The following is a 19,571-nucleotide window of genomic DNA, read 5'->3' on the forward strand; positions in this document are numbered from 1 at the left end:
GCTCACGATTGCAACGCTGACTCGCTCTCCTGCATGCCTGAATCATGACATTCGCCTCCCCGAGTTGATCACTGTTCATACGAGGACCTCGTTGATCACAGATCGTCGGTGTCATCCGCTGTGTCGAGGCTGATCCCCGGATCCTCGGCGCTCGACTCGTCGTCCAGAATCGGCTTGCCCATCACGTCCGAGATGCTCCGGAGCAGCGCCGCTCTACGGGCGGTGAAGAATCCGTCGAAGTCATCGGTGGCCATGAGTTCCGGTTGGGCCAGGTGGGAGCGAATGCGTTCGGCGACGCTCTCGTGAGGGGTCTGCGCGGTCTTGACCAGACGGCCCAGGTAGTCGGAGGGAGATGCCCCTCCGATGATTCGGTTGGTGCGCGCCGTCAACGGGGTCTTGTTGATGATCGAGTTGTAGTCGGCGGGGGCGTATCCGGCTTTTTCGCACCACGTCTTGGGGAAGATGTGGTGGATGTCAATGGACTCGTCGAAATATCCGGTGACCTCGGCCTTCTCTCCGGTGCGCCAGTCCAGGGCCCCCGCCTTGAGCAGCAGTGCGTAAATCCCCTTGTAGGCAGCGCTGTTGCGAGTACGGAGAGTCAGCAGGCGTCCGGGGGCGAACTGCGCAGCGGTGACGGTCCGGGGCTCTGCCGCATCCTCGCGGATCCAGTCGACGACATCCGGCAAATCCTGGCTGAAGCGCGTCTCGGTCGAGCCGCCGTACAGCTCCCCGAACACACCGCACCAGTACCAGCGGGCGAGCTTGCGCTGGGCCCCGGCGCTCTGCGCGGCATCTCCCGCCAGGGCCAGGATCGCGGCAAGCGGTATCAGCTGTGTCCCGTAAGGCAGGAACTTCGTATCGAAGAGAAACTGCTGGTGCAGGAACTTGGCCGCCGCCTTGAACCCGTCGATGACGGACGACGAGAAGCGTACGTAGTCCTCCAAGGCGAGGGCGAGCATGTCCTTGCGCTTGCACCCGATGCGCGGCAGTCGCTCCTCTTCCGTCCCGCGTTCGGCCTCCCGCCTGCGCCGTTCGGCCGTGGCCAGCAGGGTGACTGCCTGGAGGAAGTCCGTGTTGGAGACCTCGCGAAGGATGCGGTACTCGGGCGCGTTCCAAGCAGCCCGGCACTTCCGCTCCCAGTGGTTGCGCAGATCGAACTCGTCCGCCGCGTAGGTGGCGGTCAACAGCTCGAAGACGGTCAGGGTGACACCGCCGGTGTTGACCTTCTCAAACACCTGGCACACGGCTTGCCGTGGGGTCGCCTGCCCGAGTTCGATGACCGGCACGTGGTAGCGGTCGAAGGAGCGGACGAAAGCCTCGTTGAAGTCGCGCCACAGTCTGCGCTTGTCCTTGTCGCCGTCCCAGTAGTCGGTGAACTCGTAACCCCAGTCGCCGCCGTCGAAGACGGCGTGAAGCGGGAAGAGATGCGCCTCGTACTCACGCTCGGGAGTCGAGTAGTCCTCGACGACCTGCCCCCGGAAGTTGAGGACCTTGCGCGTTTTCGGCAGGAACCGGATGGCGTCCTCGCGGTCGCTGTTCTCGTCGAGAGCCTGAACCATGTCGACGTAGAACCAGCCCGACACCTGATGCTTGCGCAGGTCCTGGGTGACCACCGGACCGTTCAGCTTCAGGGACTGGAACAGCGACGTCAGCCGCTGCTGCCCGTCGAGTACGAGCGTGTCGGGCTCGGGCTCACCGGCCGGGGTGGCCCCTTCGATGGGCCGGTACTTGAACCGGACGTCACCACCCGCCTTGAGCAACATGACAGTGCCGACGGGATAGCTCAGCGAGATCGACGCAAGGAGGCTGGCGATGTTCGGGTAGGGCCACACCCAGCCCCGCTGGAACTCGGGCAGTTGGGCCTTGCCAACCTCGACCTGCCGCAGCAGATCTCGCAGCGGCCGCTTGTCGATGCTGAACGCTTCGTCGGGCACATCGGCTCCTTGAGGCTGCCGGTCACCAAAGGTGGGCGCCTGAGGTCGACTTGTCTCGTGCAACAGAAAAACTACTGGTTGTCATGACATCGGGTGCCAGAATTGCAAAACCCCTCGGATCTTCATCAGTGGCAGGCCCGAGGGGCGTGCAGGCCCGCAGATTCACCGACCGTCTCCACTCCCTCCGAGGGCGATCCGGAGCGGTCCCGGCCGGCCGGGCCCTGCAGAAGCACTGCGACCCGGTTCCGGGCAATATAGCGAAATGCGGACAAGATCATGTCGATCAATAAGATTTCGGCAAGGTCGCCAACCTTGAAAGAACGGAGATCGCCAATGAGATGATCCACGACATACTCACCGACCCGAACCCGGTCGAGAAGGTCAACACCTCGGCAGCGGGTCAATAAGGCGGCATCACCCGGGACTTCAGGGTTCACGGCGGCGACTGGGTGCCCGTTGGAGTTGGCGTGGCGGTCGGCTCACCTTCGAAGGATTTCTGTGATGAAGTACCGGCCGGAAGACTTCGTCGTCGACGGAGCTCTGCGCGATGCATGCATCCTCGACACCACGCTGGACGACTGGCGGCGCATGTTCGAGGGGTTGCGCGTGCTTCCGGGACGGCACGTCCTCACGTGGACGCTTGCCGATACCTCGGACACCTGTATTCCGGATGCCCCTGCCGTCTGGTCCCGGCTTGAACAGGACCCAGAGGAATCGGCGAGCCTGGCCATCGACATCGGAGGCATGTGGTTCACCAGTCACCTCTTCGAGATCGAGGAGATCGAGTTCACCTTCGACCCCCGCGACGTGGTGGACCAGGAGACGTTCGAACCTGTTCGCGACTTCGTGACCTGGCTGGGGACAGCCACGGGCCAAGAAGTCATCGTGACCATGGAGGGCACCGACCACGCCACCATGCCCGCGCTGCTTCGGTGGCAGCCCCCGTCCTCCTGACACAGAGGTATGTAGCGAAGAACCGCCATCGTGACCGGAGACCCAGGTGTCACCGTGATCGTCCGTTTCGGAGCCAGGCCATGTCTGGAGCGAGCCAGTTCTCTGCCCTCGGACGGCATGTCCCGATCAGGAACCCGGCGATCATCCTCGTGGCATCACCATGGGCGCTGGGCCCGGAGTGGATACGTACCGAGGGCCGCCACCTTCAGGGTCGACCGCGACCCAGTCCCCCGTGCACACGACCTTCATCGGTTCACGAGGGTAGGGCGTGCTGGGCATCAGAAGTGGGAGAGGTGTTGAGCGAAGTGTGGAACAGGGGGAACCCTTCGAAGGGTGGCCCCGGCGGCGCGCTCGGCGCGCGGAAGATGTGTGGGCGTCAGCCGGAGACCACAGGGGTGGCACATCCGTACAACACCCGCGGCCGGCGGAGCGACCTCACGCCGCGACTCGTACCGCGGCGCGAGGTCCTGGGGCCTGCGGGCATCAACTGCGCACACAGGGTCATGGCCGCGCCCCGCCGTCCCGGATCCGGCAAACGGCGATGATGTGCAGGGCCGAGTCGCAGCCGGGACCGCGGGAGCGCAGCCGGGTGTCGGTCAGGCGGTGGCCAACGCGCACTGGCCTCGGTCGGCCTTCATCGGTCCGGCGGCGCTGGGACGGACCTCGAAGTCGAACATGGCGGTGGGTACGTACAACGAGCAGCAGGCATTGGGGATGTCGACGATGCCGCTGATACGTCCCTCTATGGGGGAGGAGCCGAGCAGCAGGTAGGCCTGCTCTCCGCTGTAACCGAACTTCTTGAAGTACTCGACGGCGTTGAGGCAGGCCCGGCGGTAGGCCAGCGTCGCGTCGAGGTAGTAGTTCGTGTCCGTGTCGTGGTCGACGGAGACCCCGATGAAGGTGAGGAACTCCGTGTACCTCGGCTCGACGTTGCCCGGAATGAACACGGGGTTGGTGGTGATGCCGTACGTCTCCATGCCGCCCTTGATCAGGTCGACGTGGAAGTCGACGAAGCCGCCCATCTCGATGGCGCCGCAGAAGGTGATCTCTCCGTCGCCCTGGCTGAAGTGCAGGTCGCCTCCGGAGAGCTTGGCGTCCTTGACGTGTACGGGGAAGAAGACCCGCGAACCGCGTGTGAAGTTCTTGATGTCCTGGTTGCCTCCGTTCTCACGGGCCGGCACCGTGCGTGCACCTTCCGCGGCGATGCGCGTGGCGAGGTCTCCGGTGGCCGTGCCAGCGAGTGCGTTGGTGCTGTCCGGCGGGACGGCGAGCGGCGGGACCCGGTTCGGGTCGGTGTCGATCAGCGCCTGCTCGCGGGCGTTCCAGCGGGCGAGCATCTCGGCGGACGGGGCGGTTCCGAACAGCCCGGGATGGGTGATCCCGGTGAAACGGATCCCGGGAAGGTGACGGGAGGCCGCCTGCTGGCCGTGGAATTCCCATATCGCCTTGTAGGCGTCCGGGAAATAGTCGGTCAGGAAGCCGCCGCCGTTGGCCTTGGCGAAGATACCGGTGTAGCCCCAGCCCTGGCCTGCCGCGTCCCCGGTCTGCTGCGGCACCGGGCCGAGGTCGAGCAGGTCGACGACGAGCAGGTCGCCGGGTTCGGCGCCCTCCACGCCTATCGGACCGCTCAGCATGTGAGGGATGGTCAGGTCGATGTCGCGTACGTCGTTGGCGGTGTCGTTGTTGCCGACCTGGCAGTCGGTCCAGTCGCGGCATTCCATGCGGAACTCCGCTCCGGGCTTCACCATGGCGACGTTGGGGACGTCCGGGTGCCACCTGTTGTGTCCGGGAACATCCTGGTCACGCATCGACTTACTTTGGTCCACGTTGAAGATGATTTCAGGCATGACAGCTCCTCGTTTCTGTTCCCGTCACGTTTGTGCGCCCACGCTTCCGGCCGCCGGGGCGGCTGGGGCGGGCTGCCGCGAATTCCGGGTGAGCGGCCACAGCGCCCCGAACACCACCACGCCGAAGACCGCCAGCGCGATGGCGGTTTCATTGGGACTCACCCAGTAGCCGGAGAGCAGCAGCGCCGCCGGAATCACGCCGGTGACCCAGCCCTCGATCGCCGTGACCCAACCCGTATAGGTTCTGAGGCTGTCCATCTTGAGACCGAGCAGCAGGAAGAACAGGAACCACAGGAATGCCCAATAGAGCCAGATGACCCCGAACGGGTAGTCCCTGAAGAGCCGGAAATTGACGAACGAGTACCCGAGGGCCACAACCGCCACGAACAGCGAGTAGTAGCCGACGCCGGTGGTGTCCAGACCGGCGAGGAGGCCCACACCTACATAGAGGTAGGTGAAGCCGAACAGATAGATGCCGGATGCCGCCAGGATCCCTCTGGGGTCGCCGGCGGCGACGAAGATGAGATAGGTCGGCGTCAGCACCTGCAGTGCGCCCACGAACAGGTTGAACACCGCGGCCGCCTTGGCGTCGACCTTCCCGAGCAACAGCATTCCGTTGATGAAGAGCACCGCACCGACGAAGAGCAGTCCCACGTTCTGCACGGGGACACACCTCCTGACTCCGCGTAGACGCCCTCAGGGACGCGGCAGCCGCGAGAGCGCGGGGTGCTGGTGCCGTGGCACCCTTGTGCGTGGCGGCACTTCGGAGACTACTGCCGGGGCCTCACGGGCCTGCTCCTCCCGGTCATGAAGGGCGGCGACCGCGTGCGAGGTCAGCGTGAGGCCGGGCGAGGAGTACACGCGCCTCGCAGGGCCTGTGCAAACAGGACAGCCGTATGCCTTGGGCGCCGTCCCGATCGCCAACTTCACGTCGAAAGGCCCGCATCGGCTGCATAGATATTCGTAGGTTGCCATCAGCAGCCTCCGGACGCCGGTGGACGCTGGCCAACCCGAGTGCGTGCGGTGCGCACCCGACTGGCGCGCGCCACAACGCATTTCCTACGTTCAAGGAGACGTCCCGTAAATCTACGTGTCAAGTACCGGACGACCGGTACTGGACCTTCTCAAAGCGACCCGATGGGGAGCGCCGTCGCTGCTGCCGAAAGACCTGTCGCGCGACTCGAAACGGCGTGCAGCAGGGATTTGCCGACCTGCCCTTTCTCACACAGGCAGACCAACTCGTAACTGAATGTGGAGAACGTCGTACAGGCGCCGCAGAAAGCGATCCGCCCATGGTGACGACCTGCTGCGGCAGTGCGTGCCGTGCCCTGAGGCGCGTCAGAAGCCCAGGCGCGAACGAGCCGGTCGCGTTGACGGCGAACGTCGTCCGCGGGAACGTCGCCCCCGGGCGGGGAAGGCCGGCCCCAGTACGCAACGGGCCGTCCGGCCCGGCGGGCCGCCGAGCACGACCGCCGCCAGGACGCCCCCCGCACGGACGTGCACGGAACGGCTCCCGAACTCCCGTCGCAGACCCCATCGGAATAGCCGCATCCCTATCCACCGGAACACCTCCCCATTATCCGTAAGGATTGCAGCGCCGACGCACACTCGACTAAGATTCAAGATCATTGGTGTTCTACCGTTTTGCTGGCGCCCCCTGTTCACCGGAGCAGTGGCCCCACCGATGGAGGACGGCCATGGCAAAAATCCTTGCGGTGCTCTATCCGGACCCCGTGGGCGGTTATCCTCCCGACTACGCCCGCGACGAGATTCCCACCATCACCGGCTATCCGGGCGGTCAGACCGCGCCGACCCCGCAGGCCGTCGATTTCACCCCGGGGCACCTCCTCGGCTGCGTCTCAGGAGAACTGGGACTGCGCCGGTTCCTGGAGGACCGGGGTCACACCCTCGTCGTCACGAGCGACAAGGAAGGGGCGGACTCCACCCTGGACCGCGAGCTTCCCGACACCGACGTGGTCGTCTCGCAGCCATTCTGGCCCGCCTATCTGACCCCCGAACGCATCGCCGCGGCTCCCCGGCTCAGGCTCGCGATCACCGCGGGGATCGGGTCGGACCACGTCGACCTGCCAAGCGCCATCGCCCACGGCATGACCGTGGCCGAGGTGACTTTCAGCAACAGCATCAGTGTGTCGGAGCACGCCGTGATGCAGATTCTCACCCTGGTGCACAACTACATGCCGGCTCACGAGTGGGTGATCACCCAGAAGGGCTGGAACATCGCCGACAGCGTCTCGCGCGCCTACGACCTCGAAGGCATGGACGTCGGCGTCCTCGGCGCCGGCCGAATCGGCCAGGCGGTACTGCGCCGCCTCAAGCCGTTCGACGTCTCGCTGCACTACTGCGACGTGCACCGGCTGCCCAAGGAGGTCGAGGAGGAACTGGAGCTGACCTGGCATCCCGACGCCCGTTCGCTGGCCTCCTCCGTCGATGTGCTCTCGATCCACACTCCGCTGCATCCGCAGACGAAGAACCTCTTCGACGACGAGCTGATCGGGGCCATGAAACGCGGTTCGTACATCGTCAACACCGCACGGGCGCTCATCGTCAACCGGGACGCCGTGGTGCGGGCCCTCAACAGCGGCCAACTGGCCGGTTACGCCGGTGACGTCTGGTACCCGCAGCCGCCACCGCCCGACCATCCCTGGCGCACCATGCCCTACGAGGCGATGACGCCGCACGTGTCCGGGTCGACCCTCTCGGCGCAGGCACGCTACGCGGCCGGTACGCGGGAGATCCTGGAGTGCTGGCTCGACGGACGCCCCATCCGCCCGGAGTACCTGATCGTCGAAGGCGGTGGGCTCGCCGGGACGGGAGCGAGCTCGTACACGGTCGCCGGATGACCGACACAGGCAGGGGCGACACCCGGCGGACAAGAAATCAGCCGAAGATTCAATAGAAGATCCACCACTCCCGGTTGTGAGCCGATTCACGCACTATTTACTGGACGGGCACAGGCGAGGCCTTTAACGTCCATAAATAGATTGTTTTTCCTTATGTGGAGATACCGGCGCCGCGCGTATTCTCTCGTAAGAAAACCAGGCGGACGCCGGGAAGGTGGATCAGTGACCATGGACGCAGTGTGGGTCCGGGGCGTGACCGGCATTCAGATGCACCACGTGACCGACCTTCAGGATGCCGTCAGGTTTTTGGGCAACGCAGCGATGGCACTGCGGGCCGCGCACGTAAGGACCGGCACCGACCAGTACTCCGGCATCGCCGCCGAGCTCAAGGCTCTGGTGGAGCGAGTGCGTGAGCTGGAGGACGAGGCGCGGTCGAGCATGCACGAACTGCACTCCACCGACCCCGAGCGGTTCGTCCGCTGCCGGGACGGCCACGAACCATGGCCCGGCGAGATCCCGGCGGGATTCATCCCGCGCCACACCTGCAAGGACGAGTGCCTGTACCACGACCGCGAGGTCCTCGACGCCATCATGCAGTGCACCTGCGGCCGGCCGCCGTGCCGAGCCTGTGAGATCGGCGGGAAGCTCTGACGAGCCCCGGGGCTCCCATGGCCGAGCCTGATCGGAACACCACCTGATCACATACAGTCATGGCACCCCACTCGCGGTGATCCGGACTGACTGTGACCACAACGACGTCACCCGACTCCAGCACAGTGACAGCCATCGGTCGCACCTCCCGTTCCCCACGCGGCCGACGGCGGCGGCCACCGGCCACCGCCTGATCTGCACCCCACCTCAGAGAGCCGCGTCCCCGGACGCCACGGAACACTGCTCCTCGCCGTACGACGTCATACGACGAACAGCGCGACGATGAGCACGACCAGCACACCGACGGCCGTCCCGATGAAGCAGCCCGGCTTGACCATCAGCTCACCGATCCGGGCAGTGAGGCCGGACCGTTCGGCCGTGAAGACCGAGGAGCCCGTATGCCCCCGGGGCTGCGGGGGAGCCGTGGGCATCGGGACCGTGACGGGTGCCGGCGGGACGGTGGGCGGATTGCTGCTCCGGCTGATCGCGTCCTGCAGGATCTGGCGCCACAGTGCGGGCGGAAGATCGGGAACCTGGCCGTTGGGCGGTTCGACGATGGTCCGCCAGAGCCAGTTGCCCGTGGTGGGGTGGCGGTCCCGGCTCATCCGGTACTGCAGCTCCAGCAGCTCGTTCAGATAGCGCTCGTCCCGGGCCAGCGGGGCCACGGCCCAGTGGAAGAGCACGGCCGCCCGCTCGGACATGGCGGCCCTGGACGCGTGCTCCGTGCCGGGTTTCTGCGGCGTGAAGTACAGATCCTTGCTGAGCACCTCCGCGCACAGGGCGTGCTGCATGTCGCGGTCGCGCACCTTGACGCGGCCGGACTTCCCCAGCTCGCTGAGCACCAGATCCAGGGAGTCCTGCGGCAGTTGGCCGGAGCGCAGCTCGCCGAGGAGAAAGGCGTCGGGCTGCTCGGCCAGCTGTGCCATCAGCAGGCTGCGCCGCATGTGGTCCCCGCGGTGGTGCTCGCGCAGCTCCCGTTGGAGGGCGTACGGGTCACGGGCGGCCGGAACGTTCGGCCCGGCCGGCCCCGCATGTACGGTCGGCCCGGCCGGCCCGGTCTGTACGGTCGGCCCGGCCGGCCCGGTCCTGGGAAGACCGCTGCCGGGTGCGGACCCCTGCGGCGCACCCGGCCCGGGTTCGTACCCGGGCTTGTGTGCGGGTTCGTACCCGGTCCCGTACCCGGTCCCGTGCGCCTGCCCTTGCGCGGCCCCTTGGGCAGGCCCATGCACGGGCGGTTGCCAGGTCTGCGACGGTGGTGGTGCGGTCGCAGCCTCCGGACGCGGCTCCGGGCCGACCGTGGCCCCCGCCTGCCCCTGCTCGCGCTCCTGTTCCCGGGCCCGCGCCTGCCCGCCGTAGCGTCCCTGTTCCGCGCTCCGGTCGAGGTCCCGGTCCCGCTCGCGATCCAGGTCCGGGTCCCTGTCGCGATCCAGGTCCGGGTCCCTGCCGGGATCCAGGTCCAGGTCCAGATCCAGGTCCCTGTCCCGCGCCAGGTCCCCGTCGCGGTCCGGATCCCGGTCCCGGTCCGGCGCCGGGCTCCCTCCCGCCGCGCGGGACGCGGGCGCCGCGGCCCGGTGCCCCGCCGGGCGGTCGGTGGCGAGGATGTCCCGGAGCCGGGCGCGCCGCCGCTCCCAGTCGAGGGCCGCGCCGCCGGCGAGGTCCTCGACGAGGTGCGGCACGCCGGGAGGGGCCTGGCGGTGCGCGAGGAGGTAGTCCACCAGCCGTTGCGCCGCCGCGTGCTCCAGCCCGGGCCGGGACACCCGACGGCCCATGACCCGGGCGAGCGGGCCGGATCCGCCCGTGTCCGGTTCCCAGCGCGGTACGGACATCAGCCGCAGCGGGTGGGTGTCCACCGTGTCATAGGTGGCGAACGTCCACTCGTGCCGCAGCCAGGACCCGAAGAGCAGGAACAGCCCGAGATAGACCAGCGGCACCCCGTCGGGGTCCGGCCAGTCGCGCGGTGTCTTGTCCTCCAGGAGCAGCGACACCCGCTGCGCGGGATCGCGCAGCAGCTCCGCGGTGGCGAGGATCAGCGCGTGCTGGACGGTGGGCAGCAGCTCCAGCATGTCCGGCAGCCGGGTGCGCGCCAGGTCGTCGAGTTTGCGGCAGTCGAGCTCCGACAGCCGGCCGGAATCGCGCTCGGCCCTGTCCTGCCTGCGCCAGCCGCCCCAGGCGAGGCCGAGGCACTGACGCGTCTTCAGGACCGCGGGGGAGCCGACGAGGACGTGGCTGACCGTGCTCGGCCGGCCCGCCCGGTCGGTGGTCGGCCAGCGCTGTACGAGCATGACGTCGCCGTCACGGGACAGGGTGCGCACGACGCTGGGCCGTGCCGCCGCCGCGCCGGACACCCACAGCAACGAGCCGAGGTCCCGGCCCAGTTCCTCGGCGCGCTCGGCCGGGCAGGAGTGGGCGACGGCGTTCATGCCGGTGCCCTGGCGGCCGTGGTTGCCGTCCCAGCGGAAGACGACCTGATGCACCGAGTCCCGGTCCTGGAAGCCGTTCACTGAAGTTCCTCTCCCCCGGATCCCTCTGCGTCTTCTCTGTCCTTGGTGCCCGCCGCGTCCCCTGCACCCGGCCACGGCACCGCCTCGACGACGGGCGTCTGGCCCACCGCGAACGCCTCGGCACCGCCCGGCACGTCGATCAGGCCGTGCATCGCCAGCAGCGCGAGCAGCGGTTCCAGCACTCGCCGGGGCCCCGCACCCGCCGGATAGCGGCCGTGGGCCTCCTGGCCCCCGGTGGCGGACGCGATGTGCAGGGTGCACCGGCGGATCGCGTCGAAGGGGCGCAGCCACGCCTGCCCGGCGTGCCGGCGCAGCAGCCCGTACACGTCCCGGCTCTCCTGGTGCATCAGCACGGGGTCGAGCGCTGTGGCCTGCGGCCGGCTCAGCCACCGGTCGACGGGCGGCTGGAACCGGAGGAGGTCCGCCTTGCCGAGCACCATCGCGGCCGGCACCTCCAGGTAGGGGCCGCTCTTCCGCAGCCGGTCCAGGATGGTGCCGAAGGCGAGGTCGCCGTCCCGGTTCACCTCCACTCCCCAGCGCTCCCTGACGTGCTCCAGCTGGGGCAGCGGCAGGGCCAGCGCCGGATCGACGACGAAGAGGAGGGCGTCGACCCCGAGCAGGAACCGCAGCGCCGCATCGGTGCGCACGAGGTCCTCGCCGCCGAGGTCGAAGAAGGCGACCGGGCGCACCTGCCCCCGGGCATCCGTGATCAGCAGCGACTCCACGAAGCGTGCGAAGTCGTCCCTGCCCAGGGCGGCCGTGTGGTCCAGGACCTTGCCGCTGCGCAGGGGCTGCACCCGTTCGCGTACAAAACGCGCGTGCTGCTCCGGGTTGACGGACTGCCACTTCAGCCCGAACGGCTCCAGGCCGCCGTCGGTGACGGCCGCGATCATCTGCGTCAGCAGATGGCTCTTTCCGGTGGAGGACTGGCCGACCATGGCGACGGTCAGCGGGCGGCCGTACATCAGGTAGGGCACCGGGATGAAGTGCTCGGGGAAGTCCGCGTCCGCCGTGCACTTCTGGACGGCACCGCGCATGACGTCGTGCCGCCGCACCGGGTTCTTGATGCCGCCGAGGTCCAGCGGCTTGTACTGCATCCTGCTGTCGGTGACGAAGAGCTTGCCGAGATCGAGCTGTATGGTCTCGAGGCAGTAGGGGCAGAACACATCGCCGGTGCCGCGCCCGGCCGCCGCCCCGGACCCGTCCTCGGAACGGGCGACGGGCGCCTGCCGTTTGAGGCGCAGCGACTCCTCGAAGGCCTCCCGGTGCCCACGCATCTCGTCGGCGGGCAGGGTGAGCCGGACACGGCGGGCGGCTCCCGGTGCCACGAGGTCGAGCACCTGGGCGGGCGTCGGCCGGTCGGTGGCCCGCGGGGCGAAGGCGCGCCGCAACGTCTGGTCGAGCACGCGGTGTTCACCGAGGTCGGCGGGGGCCCGGTCGGCGGGTCCGGGCCGGCCGGTCACCAGCCGGTAGAGCACCTGGGCCACGCTCCACACCGCGTCCCGCGAGTCGGTGAGGCCTTCGCCCTGGCGCTGTTCGGGCGAGCAGAAGGGCTGCCGGCCCCACGGGCTCCTCGGCCGTCCCGTCCTCGTCACCCCCTCCAGCCCCCACAGCTGGACCCGGGCGCCGTCCCAGAGCACGGTGGCGGGCGAGACACCGCGCGGCACCAGGCCCTGGCCGTCGAGCAGGCACAGGGCGAGCATCAGGTCCCGGGTGAGGCGCTGCTGGTCGCTCGCGGCCATCACATGGGTCCGCGCGGCGGCGATGCCGCGCGGTGCGGCGTACAGCAGGAACGGCTCGGCCGCGTCCAGCTCGTAGCCGATGATCCTCGGGAAGAGCGCCGCGTACTCCGTGTCGGCGAGCACGCGATGGAGCTGCAGGGCGGTGCCCGCCTCGGTGTCCAGCAGGGCGCGCGCCGCGGGATTGGCCGCGTCGGCCGTGGTCAGGCGCACCTGCACGCATTGCTCCGCGTCGTCGTCGAGCAGGCAGTTGCGGATCAGCTGGGGCAGCAGCGGGTCGCGGCGGGACTCGCGGCCGAAACGGGCCGGGGTGACCCGGCGCCAGCCCGAGGGCACGGTGAAAGCGAGCTTGTCCGGGGACGTACCGCCCGGCCCGGGCCGAGGGGGATGCACAGAGCTGGTCACCGACGGTCCTCTCCTTCGTACATGTGCGCGGGGCCGTACGGGTGCACGCGGCCGGGGTGCGAAGTGCGGGTCACCAGGGGTCACCGTCCCCTCGGCGATCCGGATCCGGCCGACTGCCCGGGTCCGGCCGGTCGTACCTGTCCGAGCGGTCGTACCTGTCCGAGCGGCCGTAGGAAGGCGGCCGGTCGTAGGAATTCGGCGGCTCGTAGGAACCGGCCCGGTCGTAGGAACCGGCACCGCCGTACGAGCGCGGCCCTTCGTACGGGTCGGCCCGGTCGTACGGATTCCTCGGCCCGTCGTACGGGCCTCCCGGTTCGTCGGGTCCCGAGCCGTACCGGGGCCGGATGGTGTCCACGACGCCCATCCGCAGCGGTGTGAGCCGGACCAGGCCGGCGTAGCGTCCGGAGGACGTCCACAGGACCTCCTCCGGCTGGACCGAACCGTTGGACCGCCAGGCCCTCTCGACCTCGTCGCGCACAGCCCTCGGAGCGAACCTGATCCACACCGCGGAAGCCGGGTCGCGGCTGAGCAGCGCGCCCTGTTCGGGTGAGGACAGCTGGACCACGGACTGCCGGTCGGCCTCCGCACCGACCAGTTCGGCCGGCCCGTACGGGTCGGTGCCGAGCAGGTTCGCCGAGGTGGCGCGGACGCGGCGGGCGGCGGCGAACGGGGGCGGGGCCAGCACGCCGTTGTGCTCCAGGTGACGGCGGGCTGTCGACAGCAGCTCGTGGACCCGTTCCTCGGTTCGCCGGATGGCGAGGGTGCCGGCCTGGCCGCGCTCGACGGCACCCCAGTACGGCTTCATGGCCTCCAGGGCGGCGTCCGTCAGATCCGCGGCCAGGGTGGCGACCAGTTCCGGTCCGCCCTCGCCGTTCTCCCGCTCGAGCCAGCGCGGCACCCCCTTGGTGCGTTCCCCCCTGGGGGCTGCGGCGCTCTTCTCCCGGCTCTCCCCCGGCCCCTTCTCCCGCTCCTGAGGAGCCGCGGGTTCGTCCCACGCCTGGCCGTCCTGCCAGGCGTACACGCTCGCCCAGTCGCCCTCGGCTTCGTCGGACGCGTCGAAGGCGTCGTCCGGCTCCAGTCCGGAGGGGCCGGCGAGCCAGCCGTCGTCGTCGGGTGTCCCCGCGCCCGGCCCGGCGAAGGCGTCGGACGCCCAGAGCCGCTCGGGCTCGGGCACCGCCTCCGCCTCCGCCGCGGCCGCCGTCGCCCGCAGCATGCCGGCGACGGACCGGGCGGCGTCGGCGCAGTACAGGCGCTCCTCCACGGCCCAGTGCTCCCGGACCGCCTCGGCCAGCAGGGCGTCGAGCCCCGCCAGGTGCCGCCGCAGTACGGCCGTCGTACGGCCCGGCGCCCAGGCGGCGGCTGCCGCCTGCCAGAGCCGGCGCGCCGTCTCCCAGGCCACGCCGAGCCCCGCCAGCAGGCCGAACGTGCCCAGCCAGGCCGGGGGCCCGGTCAGGTGGGCGACCCCCGCCCCGACAGCCGCGCCGGCGAACGCCCCGACGCGGGGAGCCACGGCCCAGCGGCCGGGGCGTCCGCTGCCGCGCAGCCGGGCCGCCCCCAGCACCGCCGTGCCGACGAACAGCAGGGGGACGACGAGGGCCAGGGCGAGGAACAGCCCCTGCCACAGCGCGCCGAGCAGCCCCGCCAGGGCCGCGAGCGGGGCGGCCACCGGGAGGCCGGGCACTGCGGTGCCCTCCGATCCGGTCTGGCGGGCCACGGCGTCGGAGGAGTGCGCTGCCAGCTTCGGCAGCAGCGCCGAACCCGGCAGCGGCTCCACCCGCCCGGCAAGACCGGTGAAGCGCTGGGCCACCGCCCGCATGGGGAGCCCCTGGCCCAGCAGCTTCCCGGCGAAGTCCTTCAGGCCCTCGCCGATCCGCTCGCCCATGCCTTCGGCCGACGGCACCCGCAGCCCCAGGGCGGCGAGCCGGGCGGCCGACTCGGCGGCCGACGGTCCCGTACCACCGCCGCCGCGCAGGGCCGTGCCGACGAGGTCCCGGTACTCGTCGAGGGCCTCGCGCGCCTGGTCGACGTCCGCCTCGAACGCCAGCCTGCGGGTGGGCCGCAGCAACCCGGGCAGGCCCTGCAGCCCGGCGAGCGCGTCCTCGGCGTGGTCGAGGGCGCGCGCGCAGGTGAGGTAGGCGTCCTCCGCCACGCCACCGGGTTCCCGGTGGCGCAGGGCCTGGCCGCTGCGCAGCGCCACCAGGGCGCGCAGCGGCTCCGGCAGATCGGCCCCGGACGAAGCGGTCAGCAGGACGTCCGGCGCGAGTTCGGTGTCCTCGCCCGCGAACCGGGTGAGCGCGTCGCGCCAGGCCCGGTCGCGCACCTCCGGCGGCAGGTCCTGCTCCAGCAGCCGCACCCCGGGCGCCGCGACGGCCTCGGGCAGTGACCCGATGGCCTGCAGGACCCTGAGGTAGAGGTCCGGCACCGACAGCACGCCGACCAGGACCGCGAGCGCGTCCGGGTCGTCGGGCTCGGGCTGCTCCAGCGCGGTGCGGGCGGAGCGCAGATCGCCGGCCCACAGCAGCGCGGTGCCCGAGGTGCGCAGGACGGCGGGCCGCACCAGCCGGCGGTCGGGCTGGAACGCCTCGTCCTCACCGGCGTACGAGCCCGGCGCGCTGCCGACCAGCAGCACCACGAGCCTGACCTCGCCCACGGCCCGGAAGCCGGTGAGGAGTTCGTACTGCAGCTGGTGGTCGGTGAGCCCGGCCGGGGTGTCGACCACCAGGAAGAGCGGATCGTCGGGTTCCGGCAGGCCGGCCCGGCCCAGCTGCCGCGCGACCCTGGAGCGCAGGGCCGCGGGGCTGTCGAGTTCGGCCGCTCCGGCCCGCAGGTCCAGATGGATGACGGCGCCGAAGTCCTGAGGCATGCTCACTGCGCGTCACCGTCCCACGGGTTGCGGCGGAGCCGGTCGCGCTCGTCGTCGCTGCCGTGGGTCTCCCGGTCGCCCGGCTCGTCCCACGGCGCCGGAGGCACGTCCTCCTCGCGGTGCCGTGCGTCCGCGTCGCCCGCGGAGCCGGAGGGGGACCGGTCGTCCCGGCGGCCGTTCCAGTCGGCCCAGCCGTCCCGGCTTTCCCGGCCGTCCTCGTCGTCCTTCCGGAACCGGCTGCCGCGATCGTCGTCGTGCCGCTGGTCGTCGTGGCGCCTGTCGTCGCCGTACCGTGCCTCCTCCGCGAACTTCCTGTCGTCGCTGTGCCGTGCCTCCTCGCCGTACCGCCGGTCGTCCTCGTACCGCCTCTCCTCACCGCGGCGCCTCTCGTCGCCGTACGGCCTGTCCTCGGCGTACGGCCTGTCCCCGCCGTAGGCCCTGCTGTCCCCGCCGTAGGCCCTGTCCCCGCCGGGGTGCCGGTCCTCGGCGTGGGACCGGTCCTCGCCGTAGCCGCCGGTGCCGTTCCTGTCGGCCGGCTCGTCCCGGCCGCCCTCGCGCCGGTAGGTGTCGAAGGAGGAGGCGGGTGCCGTGCCCCAGTCGTCGTCCTCGGGTGCCGTGCGCCGGGGTTCGGCGACGTCGTCGCGGACTCGGGGCCGGGCCGGGATGCCGCCGCGCACGTGCTCCAGCAGGGTGCGCAGGGTGGGCTGGACGGCGCGCTGGTCGCCGAACTCCTTGTCCAGGGCGGCCGGCAGGGTCTCCGCCCAGAACTCCCACAGCGGCCGTACCCAGCCCTCGACCCGCTCGCCGCCCCGCTCCCGGCGGTCCGCGAGCAGCTCCAGCTGACGCGGGGCGATCTTCTCGACCAGGTCGACGAAGAGCGGGTGCGGTTCGCTGCCCGTGCGGGCGAGGCCCAGCGGCTGAGCCCCCATCAGCTCACGGCAGTAGTCCTCGACCGTCCGCTCGTCGTCGAGCACCGTCCAGCGTTCGTACGACCGCAGCAGCTCCGCCCAGCTCGAGACGCCGCCGGGGAAGTCGCCCAGCCTGAGCCGGACCCCGGGCACGTTCGCGCCGTTGTCCGGGAACAGCCGCAGCCGGACCCGCTCCGGCGACGCCGGGTCGCCGTCCACCACGTCGACCTGGCCGTTCCACAGGCAGCACAGCAGCCGGTGCAGGATGGTGCGCCGGTCCTCCTCGCTGCTCACCATCCAGTTGTCCCGGTAGCCGAGCCGCTGGCGCCAGCGCAGCACGTCCTGGGCCTGTTCGGACTCCTTGGCCCGGGCCCACTGGCGCAGCACCTTGCGGGCCTCGGGCACCTGGGTGAGGCTCATCTCGCTGCGGAAGAGGACGACAGTGATCGAGTCGCTCTCCACCCCGCGGTACTCCACGGAGTGCTTCGCGTCCGAGGGCAGCCGCAGCGTCTTTCCGAGGTACTCGTGCACCTCCTCCACCGCCTGCACGCGCGGGTGGGTGACCAGGACCCGCAGCGGACCCGTGCCCTCCGGGGTGAAGCCGACGGGCAGCAGCCCGGCGAGCTTGCGCCCGAACAGGTCGAGGGCCTCCTTGCTGACCTGGTCGGTGGCGTCCGCGCTGCCCGCCGCGGCGGCCAGCAGCGTGCCCATGGCCGGCAGCAGAGGACGCTCCTCCAGATGGGTGCCGCTCTCGGCGAACAGCCGGGTGATCCTGGCCTCCAGCTGTCCCTTGACCTGGGCCACGGCGCCCTCCGGGTCGCGGCGGCTGCGCGCGAGGACCTGGCGCCAGGTGTCCCCGTCGACCAGCTTGAGCAGCAGCGCGGACTCGTAGTCGTTCTCGCGCAGCCCCTCGCGGCGGATGAGCCGGGCGACGACGTCCTCGTAGAAGTGGTTGAGGTTGCGCTGGGGCGGGAGCAGGTACGAGATGCCGGTGCGGTCCTCGTACAGTTCGTGCCCCTTCTGCGCGGAGTGCTTGCGCTCCTGGTCGCAGTGGTGGCGGAACGCCCGTACCAGACGGTCGACGTCGGCGCCGGCCGCGTCCGCCTGGGGCTGCCAGTGCTGTTGCTGCTCGCGCCAGGCCTCGTGCCACACCGTCCGGCAGCGCCACTGGTACCAGGCGTCCTGCTCCTGGATGGCCGCCTGGACGTCGTCGTCGCCCCAGCGGGCCGGTGCCAGGCCGGCCAGCTGGCCCTTGATCCGGGGGATCTTGGGCGGCTGCTCGGTGACCCCGGGCGGGCGCTGCGGGCCGCGGGCGCGGCTGTCCAGCATGCCGAGGAAGCCGAGCCGGGGGATGGTCTCCTCACTGTCCGGTATGCCCCTGACGATGCGTTCGACGAGGAAGGGGTCGGCGCTCTGCAACAGCTTGTCGATGGCGGGGCGCGGGGCGAACCGGTCGGCCATCACGGCTGCCTGGCGGTCGGCCTCGGCCCGCAGGTCGGACAGCAGCCGCTGCATGTCGGCGATGCGCTCGCCGAGGGCCTGCTCGATGTTCCTGCCCCCGCGTGGCAGCGGATCGGGCTCCGGCACCGCCAGCTGCCTGCGTTCCCACAGCTCTTCGAGGTGGGCGTCGGCGAACAGCTGCCGGATCATCGGCACCGCGCCGTCCCGCAGCACGGCCCGCGGCCGCTCCACGAGATCCGTGACCGCCTCCCGCAGCACCCGCCCGGCCACCAGGTCGGCCAGCTGGTCCATGGGGGCGGTCATGGAGGCCACCAGGCTGGTGGAGACGCCCTGCCGGCCGATCCCGGTGGGCGACAGGGAACCGCGGGCCACGCCCCGGTTGATGAAGCTCGCGGCGAAGGTCTGGTAGTCGTCGTCGGCCGCCATCTTGCGGCCCCGTGAGCGGCCGTCGCCCAGTTCGGTGCCGATCAGCGACATCACCAGGGAGACGATGGAGCGGCGCAGGTCGTCCGCGCGGATGCCGGCGGTCGGGCTGAACAGGAACGCCGTGGGCAGGATGCCGGTGCGCAGCCGGACCGGGTTGGAGCCCGGGTAGCGGATGCCGAAGCTGGAGTCGAAGTCGAGGTCGCCGATCTCGGCGCCCTCGCGCGGGGCGTTCTGCCGGTCCACCAGCCGGAACAGGTCGACCAGGGACCGGGCCGCGTTGAGTTCGGCCTCGCGCCCGCCGCCGGTGGCGGCGGAGAACGACGACGGCATCACGACCAGCGGGTAGATCTTCACGCCGTCGAAGCGGCGCAGCTGGAAGGCGTGGTTGATGAGGTGCAGGTAGTCCAGGAAGATCCCGGCGCCGGTGCCGCCGGCCACCGAGAAGGCGACGAAGACGTCGCAGCCGCTGACCTTGCCGCCGCCCAGCTCGCTCAGCTCGCCCGCCGACTTGGCGATCGCGTCGATCGCCTGGAGCAGCGGCTCCAGGACCGGGGCGAGGCTGTGGCGGAGCGTGGCGAACAGGGCGGCGCGCCCGACGGTGGGCAGCTGGCCCGCGCCGTTGCGGAGCGGGGTGACCTCAGGCTCGTCGATGATCGGCGGCAGCCAGCCGGCCACCTCCTCGCGCAGGCTCGCCCGGAGCATCTTGGTCACTTCGGGTGAACTGTCGAAGTTCGGCAGCAGGTTGTGCGTGGCCCGGGAGGTACGGGCGTAGGCGGCCCGCAGCGACCGGTCCACGTTGAACTGCGGGAGCCGCTGCAGATCGCTCTCGCTGTAGTCCGCGTACACGAACTGGAGGCAGTCGGGCAGCTGGAAGGGGGCGTGGCCGCTCTGCCTGCTGAGCGCCATGCCGTCGGGACCGCACAGCTCGGTGCGCAGTTTGCGTTCGAGTTCGGCGCCGACCAGTCCCCCGGTGCCGCCCAGGCCGACGAAGAGCATCGGCTGGAAGATCTTCATGGTTTCC

The 19,571-nt window shown here is 70.4% G+C and carries 13 protein-coding genes and 1 pseudogene; 4 read left to right on the forward strand and 10 right to left on the reverse strand.

Annotated features, from left to right (window positions below; all coding sequences use genetic code 11):
* Window positions 1-95: 95 nt before the first annotated feature.
* Window positions 96-1,934 (reverse strand): DUF262 domain-containing protein, encoded by a 1,839-nt coding sequence (locus AB0H32_RS16765; protein WP_361120224.1) that lies wholly within the window; start codon window positions 1,932-1,934, stop codon window positions 96-98.
* 125 nt (window positions 1,935-2,059) lie between these two features.
* Entirely contained in the window at window positions 2,060-2,371 is a 312-nt protein-coding gene (locus AB0H32_RS16770; RefSeq protein WP_361120227.1) for a hypothetical protein, read from the reverse strand.
* Between the two features lie 64 nt (window positions 2,372-2,435).
* Between AB0H32_RS16770 and AB0H32_RS16775 the strand changes: the two genes are divergently transcribed.
* Window positions 2,436-2,888, forward strand: coding sequence for a hypothetical protein (locus AB0H32_RS16775; protein ID WP_361120230.1), 453 nt, complete (start codon window positions 2,436-2,438; stop codon window positions 2,886-2,888).
* 596 nt (window positions 2,889-3,484) lie between these two features.
* On the opposite strand, the gene fmdA is transcribed toward AB0H32_RS16775, so the two are convergent.
* The 4 genes from fmdA to AB0H32_RS16795 form a co-directional block, all read right to left on the reverse strand.
* Complete coding sequence (gene fmdA, locus AB0H32_RS16780) at window positions 3,485-4,735, reverse strand: formamidase (protein ID WP_361120233.1); 1,251 nt, start codon at window positions 4,733-4,735, stop codon at window positions 3,485-3,487.
* A gap of 24 nt (window positions 4,736-4,759) precedes the next feature.
* Window positions 4,760-5,398 carry an AmiS/UreI family transporter gene (locus AB0H32_RS16785; RefSeq protein ID WP_361120236.1) on the reverse strand — a complete coding sequence of 213 codons (639 nt, stop codon included), beginning with the start codon at window positions 5,396-5,398 and terminating at the stop codon, window positions 4,760-4,762.
* A 33-nt stretch (window positions 5,399-5,431) separates the two neighbouring features.
* The gene (locus AB0H32_RS16790) at window positions 5,432-5,791 is read right to left on the reverse strand and encodes an FmdB family zinc ribbon protein (protein ID WP_361120239.1); all 360 of its coding nucleotides are present in this window, start codon (window positions 5,789-5,791) and stop codon (window positions 5,432-5,434) included.
* Window positions 5,792-5,859: 68 nt separating this feature from the next.
* Window positions 5,860-6,228 carry a CrcB family protein gene (locus AB0H32_RS16795; RefSeq protein ID WP_361120242.1) on the reverse strand — a complete coding sequence of 123 codons (369 nt, stop codon included), beginning with the start codon at window positions 6,226-6,228 and terminating at the stop codon, window positions 5,860-5,862.
* A 204-nt stretch (window positions 6,229-6,432) separates the two neighbouring features.
* On the opposite strand from AB0H32_RS16795, the gene AB0H32_RS16800 reads away from it, so the two are divergent.
* From AB0H32_RS16800 to AB0H32_RS16810, 3 genes and pseudogenes are all read left to right on the forward strand, one after another.
* A complete protein-coding gene (locus AB0H32_RS16800; protein ID WP_361120245.1) occupies window positions 6,433-7,596 on the forward strand; it encodes an NAD-dependent formate dehydrogenase in 1,164 nt (387 codons plus the stop codon).
* A gap of 228 nt (window positions 7,597-7,824) precedes the next feature.
* On the forward strand, window positions 7,825-8,247 hold the full coding sequence (locus tag AB0H32_RS16805) for a hypothetical protein (RefSeq protein WP_361120261.1): 423 nt from the start codon (window positions 7,825-7,827) through the stop codon (window positions 8,245-8,247).
* 19 nt (window positions 8,248-8,266) lie between these two features.
* Window positions 8,267-8,365: pseudogene (locus AB0H32_RS16810) on the forward strand (IS5/IS1182 family transposase); the annotation flags it as partial.
* A gap of 142 nt (window positions 8,366-8,507) precedes the next feature.
* Here the strand turns inward: AB0H32_RS16810 and AB0H32_RS16815 are convergent.
* The 4 genes from AB0H32_RS16815 to AB0H32_RS16830 all read right to left on the reverse strand — a co-directional run bounded on the left by AB0H32_RS16815 (window position 8,508) and on the right by AB0H32_RS16830 (window position 19,564).
* Window positions 8,508-10,748, reverse strand: a complete 2,241-nt coding sequence (locus tag AB0H32_RS16815; RefSeq protein WP_361120249.1) for a hypothetical protein — start codon at window positions 10,746-10,748, stop codon at window positions 8,508-8,510.
* Window positions 10,745-12,892, reverse strand: a complete 2,148-nt coding sequence (locus tag AB0H32_RS16820; RefSeq protein ID WP_361120252.1) for a hypothetical protein — start codon at window positions 12,890-12,892, stop codon at window positions 10,745-10,747. Before AB0H32_RS16820 ends, AB0H32_RS16815 begins: the two co-directional genes overlap by 4 nt.
* Before the next feature lie 70 nt (window positions 12,893-12,962).
* Entirely contained in the window at window positions 12,963-15,755 is a 2,793-nt protein-coding gene (locus tag AB0H32_RS16825; protein ID WP_361120264.1) for a hypothetical protein, read from the reverse strand.
* A gap of 2 nt (window positions 15,756-15,757) precedes the next feature.
* Entirely contained in the window at window positions 15,758-19,564 is a 3,807-nt protein-coding gene (locus AB0H32_RS16830; RefSeq protein WP_361120266.1) for a tubulin-like doman-containing protein, read from the reverse strand.
* Window positions 19,565-19,571 lie beyond the last annotated feature (7 nt).

Origin of the sequence: Streptomyces sp. NPDC020362, from assembly GCF_040642095.1 — a bacterium.
Classification (GTDB): Bacteria; Actinomycetota; Actinomycetes; order Streptomycetales; family Streptomycetaceae; genus Streptomyces.